Here is an 11,735-nt window from a genome sequence, read left to right on the forward strand (position 1 = left end):
GCAGCGTGTCGCTGGCCGGGTGGCCATGTCGCGTGTCTCAAGCGTTGCGAATATGGTTGCGAACACAGTGGCTTGCGGCAAATGCCGGAAGTTCACCACCCGAAGGATAAATCATGGTCGTCATTCGACTCTCCCGCGGCGGCTCCAAAGGCCGTCCTTTCTTCAATATCGTCGTTGCTGACAAGCGCGTGCGCCGTGACGGCCGCTTCATCGAGCGCATCGGCTTCTACAACCCCACCGCCAAGGAAACCGAAGAAGGCCTGCGCATCGTGCAAGACCGCCTGACGTACTGGCAGAGCGTGGGCGCCCAGTCCTCGCCTACCGTGGACCGCCTGATCAAGCAAGCCGCCAAGAAGGCTGCTTAAAGCTCCCTGAAAAGGGCGGGTTCCGTTCGGCACGCCGACGGAACCCGCCCTTTTCCTATTCTGGAATCACCGCCATGGCCGCCAACCTCACCCTCGAACCCACAGAGCTGCCCACCGACGCTGTCGAAGTGGGGCGCATCGCCGACGCCTGGGGGGTCAAGGGCTGGTTCAAGGTGCTGTCGCACAGCAGCAGCCCCGAGGCGCTGTTTTCCGCCAAGCGGTGGTATCTGCAGCCTTCCGAACGCGGCGCCAAGGCGTTTGCCGGCACCGTGCTGCTGTCCATCCGCCAGGCCAAGGACCATTCCGACACGGTGGTGGCCTGGGCCGAAGGCATCGACGACCGCGATGCGGCCGAAGCGCTGCGCGGTGCGCGCATCTTCGTGCCGCGCTCGAGCTTTCCGTCCACCACGACGGACGAGTACTACTGGGTCGATCTGATCGGCCTGGCCGTGGTCAACCGCGAGGGCGTGGCACTGGGTGCCGTGCGCGAGCTCATGGCCACGGGGCCGCAGACCGTGCTGGTGCTGGCCTACGAGCAGGACGGCAAGGCGCTCGAACGCATGATTCCTTTCGTCGCGGCCTTCATCGACAAGGTGGACCTGCCCGAAAAGCGCATCACCGTCGACTGGCAGCCCGACTACTGACCCGGTGCTGCAGCTGTACCGCCGCGCCGCGCACCATGCGCTTTGACGTCATCACCCTGTTTCCCGAGCTGTTCGCGCCGTTCCTGGCCAGCGGCGTGACGCGCCGCGCCTATACCGGCGGATTGGTGGATGTGCGCCTGTGGAACCCGCGCGACCATGCCGAAGGCAACTACCGCCGGGTGGACGACCGTCCGTTCGGTGGCGGCCCGGGCATGGTCATGCTGGCCGAGCCGCTGGCCCGGTGCCTGGCCGCCATTCGCGCCGACCGGGGCGAAGCTGCGGACAACCAGGCGCCGGTGGTGCTTTTTTCTCCCATCGGCGAGCCGCTGAACCACACGGCTGTGGAGCGCTGGTCCGCCAGCACCGGGGGCATCCTGCTGTGCGGGCGCTACGAGGGGATCGACCAGCGCTTCATCGACGCCCACGTCGACGTGCAGATGAGCCTGGGCGACTTTGTGCTCTCCGGCGGCGAGATCGCTGCCATGGCCTTGCTCGATGCGGTGGCGCGCCTGCAGCCCGGCGTGCTCAACGATGAAGGCAGCCACCAGCTCGACAGCTTCAACCCGGCGCTGGACGGCCTGCTCGACTGCCCGCATTACACGCGCCCGGACGAGTGGGCCGGGCAGCCGGTGCCACCCGCATTGATGTCCGGCCACCATGCGCAGATCGAGCGCTGGCGGCGCGACCAGCGGCTGTCCATCACCGCCCGCCACCGGCCCGATCTCATCGATGCGGCCCGAAAAGCAGGGCGCCTGGCGCCTGCGGACGAGGCGGTATTGGCCAAGCTGGCCTGAATTGCTATAATCAAAGGCTTTTCGATCCTCTGGCCGGCCGTTTCGACAGGGACTTCCCTTTGAAACACTGAGACGTCAATCCCGACGCAGCCATTTTTGGCGCGGACAAGATCCCAAGGAAATTCACATGAACCTGATCCAGACACTGGAAGCGGAAGAAATCGCCCGCTTGAACAAGACCATCCCCGAATTCGCCCCTGGTGACACCGTCATTGTGAGCGTGAATGTGGTGGAAGGTACCCGCAAGCGCGTGCAGGCTTACGAAGGCGTGGTGATTGCCAAGCGCAATCGCGGCCTGAACAGCGGCTTCACCGTGCGCAAGATCTCCAGCGGCGAAGGCGTGGAGCGTACGTTCCAGACCTACAGCCCGCTGATCGCCGGCATCGAAGTCAAGCGCCGCGGTGACGTGCGCCGTGCCAAGCTGTACTACCTGCGTGACCGCAGCGGCAAGTCGGCACGTATCAAGGAAAAGCTGCCACAGCGCGTCAACAAGGCTGCCGCTGCAGCCGCGACTGCCGCCTGATCGGACCCGGTGGGCCTGGCCCAGTCCTGACAAAGCCGCTACAGCGCCTGCCGTAGCGGCTTTTCTGCTTCTGAGGCCGTCCCCCACCCCTGCCCATCCATCGTGAACTCTTCGCCACCCCCTGCTGTCTCGTCGGTCATCGTGCCGCTGTCCAGCCTGCCCGATTTCGATCCGCGCCTGGTGCCGGTCGTGGGCGTGGACACGCACCTGCCCGCGGTGCCGCTGCACAACCAGACACCCGAGGCCTTGCGGGCACGCTTTGCACACCCGCCGCAGTGGGAGCCTGAGGTGGTGCTGGAAAAGAAGTTCATGAACCGAGAGCCAGCGCACGCCTCGGTGCTGCTGGCGATCATGCTGCGCGAGCAGCCCATGGTGCTGCTGACCGAGCGCACCGCCCACCTGTCCACGCATTCGGGGCAGGTGGCGTTCCCGGGCGGGCGTGCCGACCCTGAAGATGCTACGCCCGCCGACACCGCGCTGCGCGAGGCGCAGGAAGAGGTGGGGCTGGACCGCGAGTTCGTCGAAGTGCTGGGCGCGCTGCCCACCTACGTGACGGGCTCTTCGTTCATCATCACGCCCGTGGTGGCGCTGGTGCGGCCGGAGTGCGTGCTCCAGGCCAACCCGTATGAAGTGGCCGACCTGTTCGAAGTGCCGCTGGCTTTTCTGCTCGACCCCGCCAACCACCGGCGCCACGTGTTCGACAGCGATGGCATCCACCGCGAGTGGTTCTCCATGCCGTTCCATGACGGCCGCAAGACCCACCACATCTGGGGTGCCACGGCGGGCATGCTGCGCAATTTCTACCGTTTCATGCAGGCGTAGCCGCCATGGCAGAGCGGCGGTGCCGCTGGCCGCTGTGCCGGCCCCGGCTCTGAGCAGGCAGGCTGCCGTGGGTCTGGCCACGGTCCTTGTGGCAGCGTCTGTGGGCATCGTTCCCCTGCCCGGAGCAGCCACCCCCGCCCTGGGTCCCGTGCGGGCGCCTCGGAGTGCTGGTGCGGCCTCAGCGCCAGTATCATTGCTCCCCATGAGTTTCTTCGCCATCCTGTTCGCTTTGCTGATCGAGCAGGCACGCCCGCTGGCACGCAGCAACCCCATCCATGCCGGCCTGCGTGCGTGGGCGCTGTCCGTGAGCCGCAATTTCGACGCGGGCAAGCCGCACCACGGCTGGGTGGCCTGGAGCCTGGCGGTGCTGGTGCCGGCCCTTGTCACGCTGGCGATCCACTGGCTGCTGCTGTGGGGTCTGGGGTGGCCATTTGCAGTGCTCTGGAGCGTGGCGGTGCTGTACGTCACGCTCGGGTTTCGGCAGTTCAGCCACCACTTCACGGGCATCCGCGATGCGCTCGAAGAGGGCAATGAAGAGGCGGCCCGCGAGCGGCTGGCGCACTGGCAGCAAGTGGACGTGGGGGTACTGCCGCGCAGCGAGATCGTGCGCCACGTGATCGAATATTCGGTGCTGGCGGCGCACCGCCATGTGTTCGGCGTGCTGGCCTGGTTCTCGGTCCTGGCCGCGCTGGGCCTGGGCCCTACCGGCGCCGTGCTGTACCGCCTGGCCGAGTTCGTGTCGCGCTACTGGCACTACAAACAGCGCACCGGCGCCCAGCCGGCCAGCGCCTCGCTGCAGCAGGCATCGGCACAGGCCTGGACGGTGGTCGACTGGCTGCCGGCCCGGCTCACGGCGCTGAGCTTTGCGGTGGTCGGCAGCTTCGAAGAGGCCATCGAAGGCTGGCGCTTTCATGCGCAGCGCTTTCCCAATGACAACGATGGTGTGGTGCTCGCCGCCACCGCCGGCGCGATCAATGTGCGCCTGGGCGGCGAGGCGCTGAAGGCCCGCACCGAACTGCATGCGCCCCAGGGCCTGGAGATCGACGCCGATCTGGGCGACAGCGATTCCACGCCCGGCCGCGAGCCCGAGGTGGGCCATCTGCGCAGCGTGGTGGGCCTGGTGTGGCGGTCCGTGGTGGTGTGGATGCTGCTGCTGGCGTTGCTGACCCTGGCGCGGCTGCTGGGTTAGTAAGCCCCCTGAGCCGCTGCCCGGCTTCCCCCAAGGGGGACGCACCCGGTGGCCTGGCAAAGCCAGTTCCACGGGTGCGCTGGTGTGGGGCGTGCGTTTTCGAAGGGCGGTGCGCGCCGATGCGCTGTAGCGCCGTCTCTGGCGCCGCGCAGGCCCCCATACCCGTCAATGCCGCGTCAATACCGGGTGTGGCTCAGCTCTTCGAACAAGTCGCTATAGATTTTGTAGCGTGTGGGGCTTATCCCGCCTGCGGAAGGGCCTAGTTTCACTGCGTCCAGCACGCCGCAGCCCGGCTCGTGGAGGTGGGTGCAGTTGTAGAACTTGCAGTGGGTGGCGTGCTCGGCGATGTCGGGCATGCACGCGGCCAGCTGCATGGGGGCGATGTGGTGCAGGCCGAATTCCTGAAAGCCCGGCGAGTCAATCAGCGCGGTGGTGCGCTCCTTGTCCATCCAGTACCAGTGCGTGCTGGTGGTGGTGTGCTTGCCGGAGTTCAGCGCCTGCGAGATCTCGCCCGTCAGCACCGTGGCGCCTGGCACCAGCAGGTTGATCAGCGTGCTCTTGCCCGAGCCCGAGGGGCCCAGCACCAGGGTGGTCTTGCCTTGAAGGTGCTCCATCAGCAGGGCGCGGTCCACTTCGCTCGACAGGGTCAGCGACAGCGGCAGCACGCCATAGTGCTTGCCCGCACCCATGTGGCGGTAAGGCACCAGACGCTCCCAGGCACGGGCGAAGGGCTCCACCAGGTCGCTCTTGTTCAGGCCGATGATGGGCTGGATGCCTTCGGCCTCGGCGGCAATCAGCGCGCGTGCGAGCTGGCTTTCCGAAAACACGGGCTCTGCGGCGATGAGGATGAGGACCTGGTCCAGGTTGGCGGCGAACGACTTGGTGCGGATCTCGTCCTGCCGATAGAACAGGTTGCGCCGCGGCTGCACCTTCTCGATGGTGCCCTCGTCGCCCTGGCCGGGCGGTGGCGCTTGCCACAGCACACGGTCGCCCACCACGGACTGGCTTTTCTTGCCCCGGGGGTGGCAGATGCGGCGCTCGCCGTCGGGGGTCTCGACCATGCAGTGGCGCCCGTGGCTGGCAACCACCGTGCCTTCCATGAGGGCGCTGCGCTCAGCCATGGTGGTGGGGGTGGGGTGTCATGCGGCGGCGGCTGCAGTCAGGCCACGAGCGCATCGAACTGGGTCGCGCACTCGAAGTCGGTGGAAGAGATGCCGTGCACGTCGTGGGTGTTCAGGCGCACCACGCAGCGGTTGTAGTGCACCGACAGGTCGGGGTGGTGGTCCTGCGCGTTGGCGACGAAGGCCAGTGCGTTCACGAACGAGATGGTCTCGTAGTAGTTGGCGAAATGGTAGGTCTTCTCGATCGCCACATCGGCGCCGTCGCCGGTGAGCTTCCAGCCCTCGACCTTGGCCAGGTTGGCGACCACTTCGGTCGCGGTCAGCGCGCGGCGGGTCTGGGTGGACCAGTCTTTTTTCTTGAGCATGGAGGTTGTCATGGTTGGGCGGTAGGTTGCATGCGTGCCAGCCGCTCGGTGGCGGGCGGGTGCGAGTAGTAGAACTTCACGTACACCGGGTCGGGCGTGAGGGTGGAGGCATTGTCCTCGTACAGCTTGAGCAGGGCCGAGGACAGATCGGCGCCGCTGGACTGGGCCACGGCATAGGCGTCGGCCTGGAACTCGTGGCGGCGCGACTGTTGCGAGAACAGGGGCGAGATGAAGAAGGTGAACACCGGCACCACCAGCAGAAACAGCAGCAGGGCCAGGGCGTCGTTGGGCGCAGCGGCCATGGCCGGGTCCAGCGAGATGTTGGGACGCACGCCCAGGCCCGTATAGAACCACACCTGGGTGGACAGCCAGCCCAGCAGCGCGAACCCCGCCAGGCTCAGGGCGAACATGGTGACGATGCGCTGGATGATGTGGCGGTGCTTGAAGTGGCCGAGTTCATGGGCCAGCACGGCCTCGACCTCGCCCGGGGCCAGCTGGCGCAGCAGCGTGTCGTAGAACACCACGCGCTTGGCGGCGCCAAAGCCGGTGAAGTACGCATTGGCATGCGCGCTGCGGCGGCTGCCGTCCATCACGAACAGGCCCTTGGCCGAGAAGCCGCAGCGCTGCATCAGCGCCGTCACGCGGGCCTTGAGCGATTCGTCTTCGAGCGGCTGGAACTTGTTGAACAGCGGGGCGATGAAGGTGGGGTAGACCACCATCAGGAGCAGGTTGAACCCCATCCAGAAGCACCAGGCCCACAGCCACCACAGCGGGCCCGCAGCGCCCATGAGCCAGAGGATCATGGCCGCGATCGGCAGGCCGATGACGGCGCCCACCAGCAGGCCTTTGACGGCGTCGCCCAGCCACAGCCGCCAGGTCATCTTGTTGAAGCCGAAGCGCTCTTCCACCACGAAGGTCTGGTACAGCGAGAGCGGCAGGTCGATGAGGCCACCGATGGCGGCAAAGGCGACCAGCAGCGCCAGTTGCTGCCCCATGCCGCCGCCCATCAGCCCCAGCAGCGCCTGGTTCAGCGCATCCAGGCCGCCCAAGAGCGTCCAGCCCAGCAGCACCGCGGCGCCCAGCGACATCTCCAGCAGCCCCAGGCGGGCCTTGGTCACGGTGTAGTCGGCCGCCTTCTGGTGCGCGGCCAGCGGGATGCGTTCCGCGAAGGGTGCGGGTACTGCGTCCCGGTGGCGCGCTACGTGGCGGATCTGCCGGGAGGCGAGCCACAGCTTGATGACAAGCCCCAATGACAGCGCGGCGGCGAACGCCAGCGTCAGCAGCAGGGAAGGAGAAAGGTCGTCGGTGATGGGCATGTGGGCTCAGAGTTTACCGGGCGGCGGCGCGCCAGGGTGGCGCGCTGTACCTGTCGGCAACGGGGGCATCGGCGACAATGCGCGCCATGTCCGAAGCCCCACCCACCCCCACACCTGTGCTTGCCAAGTCCGACCAGAACCTCGTCTGGCTCGATTGTGAAATGACCGGCCTCGAGCCCGACACCGACCGCCTGCTGGAGATCGCCGTCGTCGTGACCGGCCCTCACCTGGAGCCCCGCATCGAAGGGCCCGTGTTCGCCATCCACCAGTCCGACGAACTGCTCAACGGCATGGACGCGTGGAACAAGGGCACGCACGGCCGCAGCGGCCTCATCGACAAGGTGAAGGCCTCCACGGTGACCGAAGAAGCCGCCGAGCAGCAGATCCTCGCCTTTTTGGCGAAGTACGTACCCAAGGGCGTGGCCCCGATGTGCGGCAACAGCATCGGGCAGGACCGGCGCTTTCTGGTGCGCTACATGCCCAAGCTGGAGCGGTTCTTCCACTACCGCAACGTGGACGTGAGCACGCTCAAGGAACTGGCCAAGCGCTGGAAGCCCGAGGCCTATACCAGCTTCAAGAAGGCCCAAAAGCACACGGCGCTGGCCGACGTGCATGAATCCATCGAAGAGCTGGCGCACTACCGCCAGCACCTGCTGGCCGTGGAGGTGAAGGCGCCCTGAGCCCTGAGCTGCCGCAGCGCCCCGTTGCGAGGGCGGCTGGCAAGGCCAGGCCCAGCGTTGCTGGCGGCGGGGCCCGCGCAGGGTTCGGCATGCCACTCCCCACACCGCAAAAAAAGGGTATTGCGGGGAAACCCTTAATCGTGCGATAATCGCTGGCTGCGCAGGAATCCCGCGCAGTTTGTGCATCTCCCCTCACACACCGGGCTTGCCAGCCGACTGTCACCAGACAGTGCAGGACTGGCGAATAACGCCCACCCGCTCAGGCCTTCAGCGCCAGCGCAGGTTTCGTTTGATGGTTGATGTTTTTTAACCATTTGACGAAGCCAATCGTAGGCAGCGCCCGCGACCGTCTTCGTGAGAGAAAAATCATGACCGACACCTCTTTGGTGCAGGGCGAATTCGCGCCTGCAGATACTTCCTTTGCTGCCGACGTTTCCGTGCAGTCTTCCCCTCTGGACGCCGTGGCGGATATTGTTTCCGCCGAGGCAGAAGTGGCCGTGACGGCCCAGCCCAACGGCTTTGTCGAGCTGGGCCTGGCGCCTGAACTCGTGCAGGCTGTGGCCGACCTGGGCTACACCCAGCCCACCAGCGTGCAGCTCAAGGCCATCCCCCTGGCCATGGGTGCCGGCGCCGATGCCAAGCACTTCATCGACCTGATGGTTTCCAGCCAGACGGGCTCCGGCAAGACCGCAGCCTTCCTGCTGCCCGTGCTGCACACGCTGATCAACCAGCAAGCTGCTGCCGAAGCCGAAGAGCGCGCCGCTTTCGAGCGTTCCGTGGCCGAAGCCGCCGAGCGTGGCGAACCCGCTCCCAAGCGCGCCAAGCGCAAGGATCCCACCAGCTCGCGCAATTTCAAGGCCGCCACTCCTGGCGCCCTGATCCTGTGCCCCACGCGGGAACTGGCGCAGCAGGTGGCGCATGACGCCATCGACCTCGTCAAGCATTGCCGTGGCCTGCGCGTGGCCAACGTGGTGGGCGGCATGCCCTACCAACTGCAGATCGCCAAGCTGCAGAACGCCGACCTGGTGGTGGCCACTCCCGGCCGCCTGCTGGACCTGCAGCGCTCGATGCAGATCAAGCTCGACAAGGTGCAGTTCCTGGTCGTCGACGAAGCCGACCGCATGCTCGACCTGGGCTTCTCGGACGATCTGGCCGAACTGAACCAGCTGACCGCCCAGCGCAAGCAGACCATGATGTTCAGCGCCACGTTCGCGCCGCGCATCCAGCAGCTGGCGATGCGTGTGATGCACGACGGCGGTTCGTCGGTGCAAAAGGTCACCATCGACTCGCCACAGGCCAAGCACGCCAACATCAAGCAGATCCTGCACTGGGCTGACAACGCACAGCACAAGCGCAAGTTGCTCGACCACTGGCTGCGCGACACCACCATCAACCAGGCCATCGTGTTTGCCAGCACCCAGGTGGAGTGCGACGGCCTGGCCAACGACCTGCAGCAAGACGGGTTCTCCGCCGTTGCGTTGCACGGCGCCCTGAGCCAGGGCCTGCGCAACCGCCGCCTGATGGCGCTGCGCAGCGGCCAGGTGCAGATCCTGGTAGCCACCGACGTGGCAGCACGCGGTATCGACGTGCCCACGATCACGCACGTGTTCAACTTCGGCCTGCCCATGAAGGCCGAGGATTACACCCACCGCATCGGCCGTACCGGCCGGGCTGGCCGCGACGGCCTGGCTGTCACGTTTGCCGAGTTCCGCGATCGCCGCAAGATCTACGACATTGAGTCGTACAGCAAGCAGCAATTCAAGCCGGAAGTGATTCCTGGCATGGAACCCGCACAGCGCGCGCCCCAGGCTCCACGCGCTGACTTCGGCGGCCGTGGCCGTTCGGGTGGTGGTGGTTTCGAAGGCCGTGATGGCGGCCACGGCCGTGATCGCCGCTTTGGTGGCCCTGCACGCGGCAACGACCGTGGCGGCTTTGGCGGCAATGACCGCGGTGGCTTCGGTGGCAACGACCGTGGCGGTTTCGGTGGTGGCTTTGCAGGCCGCGACGGTGGCAACCGCGCTGCCCCCGGCGCTCCTCGCCGTGATGGCGAAGGCTATGGCCGCAAGCCAGGCTTTGGCGACGCCGGCCGTGCTGGCTTTGCGCCACGCGGCGAAGGTGCTGGCGCACCCCGCGGCGACTTCGCACCCCGCCGGCCCGACTTTGCCAAGCCGGCAGGTGCTGGTGGCGGCAAGCCCTTCGTGGCCCACGACGCGCGCAAGCGCCCGGCACGCCCCGCGCGCTGAGCGAGATCCCCCGGACAGGTGGGTCTTTCTGCATGCCTCGGCCGGTGCCGGCCATGCAGGCACAACAGGCTGGTTCCGCAAGGTGCCGGCCTTTTTTTATGGCGCTCCTGGCCCGACCCGCGGCGATCACGCAATGGCTCGTCAATAATTGGCGCCGGAGGAATCTGCCGTGTCGTCTTCTTTATCATCGGGTGCGGACTTTGAGCACATGTTCGAGCTGGCGCCCGTGTCGCTCTGGCTGGAAGACTACAGCGCGCTCAAGCAGCTTTTCGATGGCTGGCGCGCCGATGGCGTCACGGACATCCGCGCCCATCTGGCGGCAGACCCCGCGCGGGTGCGCCAGTGCAGCGCTTCGCTCAAGGTCCTGAAGGTCAACCAGCGCACGCTGGAGCTGTTCGCCGCGGAAAGCCAGCAGGTGCTCGAGGCGAACCTGGACAAGGTGTTTCGCGACGACATGCACGACGCGGTCTCCCATGAGCTGGCGCAGCTCTGGGCAGGGCATAAGGAATTCTCCAACCAGACCGTCAACTACGCATTGGACGGCCGCCGCCTCGATGTGAAGATCCGCGCCCGCATCCTGCCGGGCTACGACGACAACTGGAGCCGCGTGCTGGTCTCGCTGGAAGACATCACTCCCGAGGTGCGCAGCGCCCGCCAGTTGCGCCGCAGCGAGCAGTACGCACGCGATCTGTTCGAGCACTCGCCCGTGTCGTTGTGGGTGGAGGATTTCAGCGCGGTCAAGCACCTGCTCGATGGCGTGCGTGCGCAGGGCATCGACGACTTCAAGACCTTCATCACTGTGCACCCCGAGTTCGTGTCGCGCTGCATGCAGGAGATCCGCGTCATCGATGTCAACCAGCAGACGCTGCGGATGTTCGGTGCCAGCAGCAAGGACATGCTGCTCAACAACATCGGCCGTGTTTTCCGCGGCGAGATGCACGAGTCCTTCGCCGAGCAGCTGCTCGACCTGTGGGAGGGCAAGACCTTCCAGCAGCGCGAGGTGGTCAACTACGCGCTCTCGGGCGACGCGGTGCACATCCACATGCAGTTCTCGGTGCTGGCCGACCACCTGGCCGACTGGGGGCTGGTGCTGCTGTCGCTGGTGGACATCACCGCCCGCAAGAAGGCCGAGGCGTACCTGGAGTACCTGGGCAAGCACGACGTGCTCACCCAGCTGCGCAACCGCGCGTTCTACGCCGAAGAGCTCAACCGCATCACCCGCAAGGGGCCGTGGCCGTTGTCGATCATCGCCATCGACCTCAACGGCCTCAAGCTCGTGAACGACGAGCAAGGCCATGCGGCAGGCGACTCCATGCTGCGCCGCGTGGGCGAGGTCCTGGCCAAGGCCGTCGACCTGCCCGCCTGCGCGGCCCGCATCGGCGGCGATGAATTCACCGTGCTGCTGCCGGGCATGGACGAGCGCAGTGCCCACGCGCTGCAGGACCGCATCCTGTCGATGGTGGACCTGAACAACCAGTTCTACCCCGGCCAGCCGCTCAGTCTGGCGATGGGTGTGGCGTCCTGCCGGTCGGGCGATTCGGTGGAGGCCGCGATCCACCGCGCAGACCAGGCTATGTACGCGGAGAAGCTGCGTTATTACCAGGACAAGAGCGTGGACCGGCGCCAGCCGGGCAGGGACGGGGCCGATTGATCAGTCGCGAGGGACATCGCCC

The 11,735-nt window shown here is 66.5% G+C and carries 12 protein-coding genes; 9 read left to right on the forward strand and 3 right to left on the reverse strand.

Annotated elements, in window-relative coordinates:
* Nucleotides 1-113: 113 nt before the first annotated feature.
* From rpsP to ASG27_RS11300, 6 genes are all read left to right on the forward strand, one after another.
* The gene (gene rpsP / locus ASG27_RS11275; RefSeq protein WP_010463504.1) at nucleotides 114-365 is read left to right on the forward strand and encodes a 30S ribosomal protein S16; all 252 of its coding nucleotides are present in this window, start codon (nucleotides 114-116) and stop codon (nucleotides 363-365) included.
* Nucleotides 366-439: 74 nt separating this feature from the next.
* A complete protein-coding gene (rimM, locus tag ASG27_RS11280) occupies nucleotides 440-1,009 on the forward strand; it encodes a ribosome maturation factor RimM (protein ID WP_056416072.1) in 570 nt (189 codons plus the stop codon).
* A 35-nt stretch (nucleotides 1,010-1,044) separates the two neighbouring features.
* Nucleotides 1,045-1,803 carry a tRNA (guanosine(37)-N1)-methyltransferase TrmD gene (gene trmD, locus ASG27_RS11285; protein WP_056416075.1) on the forward strand — a complete coding sequence of 253 codons (759 nt, stop codon included), beginning with the start codon at nucleotides 1,045-1,047 and terminating at the stop codon, nucleotides 1,801-1,803.
* A 127-nt stretch (nucleotides 1,804-1,930) separates the two neighbouring features.
* Entirely contained in the window at nucleotides 1,931-2,326 is a 396-nt protein-coding gene (gene rplS / locus ASG27_RS11290; protein ID WP_056416077.1) for a 50S ribosomal protein L19, read from the forward strand.
* 102 nt (nucleotides 2,327-2,428) lie between these two features.
* A complete protein-coding gene (locus ASG27_RS11295) occupies nucleotides 2,429-3,148 on the forward strand; it encodes a CoA pyrophosphatase (protein WP_442854086.1) in 720 nt (239 codons plus the stop codon).
* 202 nt (nucleotides 3,149-3,350) lie between these two features.
* Complete coding sequence (locus ASG27_RS11300; protein ID WP_056416081.1) at nucleotides 3,351-4,337, forward strand: CobD/CbiB family protein; 987 nt, start codon at nucleotides 3,351-3,353, stop codon at nucleotides 4,335-4,337.
* A gap of 176 nt (nucleotides 4,338-4,513) precedes the next feature.
* On the opposite strand, the gene rsgA is transcribed toward ASG27_RS11300, so the two are convergent.
* Genes rsgA through ASG27_RS11315 form a run of 3 tightly spaced genes read right to left on the reverse strand, consistent with a single transcriptional unit; the run spans nucleotide 4,514 to nucleotide 7,139 of the window.
* Nucleotides 4,514-5,458 carry a ribosome small subunit-dependent GTPase A gene (rsgA, locus tag ASG27_RS11305; RefSeq protein WP_056416084.1) on the reverse strand — a complete coding sequence of 315 codons (945 nt, stop codon included), beginning with the start codon at nucleotides 5,456-5,458 and terminating at the stop codon, nucleotides 4,514-4,516.
* A gap of 38 nt (nucleotides 5,459-5,496) precedes the next feature.
* Entirely contained in the window at nucleotides 5,497-5,835 is a 339-nt protein-coding gene (locus ASG27_RS11310) for a 4a-hydroxytetrahydrobiopterin dehydratase (RefSeq protein WP_056416087.1), read from the reverse strand.
* Complete coding sequence (locus tag ASG27_RS11315) at nucleotides 5,832-7,139, reverse strand: M48 family metallopeptidase (protein ID WP_056416089.1); 1,308 nt, start codon at nucleotides 7,137-7,139, stop codon at nucleotides 5,832-5,834. The genes ASG27_RS11310 and ASG27_RS11315 overlap by 4 nt, the downstream gene beginning before the upstream one ends.
* An 86-nt stretch (nucleotides 7,140-7,225) precedes the next feature.
* Between ASG27_RS11315 and orn the strand changes: the two genes are divergently transcribed.
* The 3 genes from orn (at nucleotide 7,226) to ASG27_RS11330 (ending at nucleotide 11,713) form a co-directional block, all read left to right on the forward strand.
* A complete protein-coding gene (gene orn, locus ASG27_RS11320; protein ID WP_056416401.1) occupies nucleotides 7,226-7,819 on the forward strand; it encodes an oligoribonuclease in 594 nt (197 codons plus the stop codon).
* 368 nt (nucleotides 7,820-8,187) lie between these two features.
* Nucleotides 8,188-10,062, forward strand: coding sequence for a DEAD/DEAH box helicase (locus ASG27_RS11325; RefSeq protein WP_056416091.1), 1,875 nt, complete (start codon nucleotides 8,188-8,190; stop codon nucleotides 10,060-10,062).
* Between the two features lie 169 nt (nucleotides 10,063-10,231).
* The gene (locus tag ASG27_RS11330) at nucleotides 10,232-11,713 is read left to right on the forward strand and encodes a sensor domain-containing diguanylate cyclase (RefSeq protein WP_235503992.1); all 1,482 of its coding nucleotides are present in this window, start codon (nucleotides 10,232-10,234) and stop codon (nucleotides 11,711-11,713) included.
* The last annotated feature ends 22 nt before the right edge of the window (nucleotides 11,714-11,735 follow it).

This window comes from Acidovorax sp. Leaf191 (genome assembly GCF_001424425.1).
Taxonomy (GTDB): Bacteria; Pseudomonadota; Gammaproteobacteria; order Burkholderiales; family Burkholderiaceae_C; genus Acidovorax.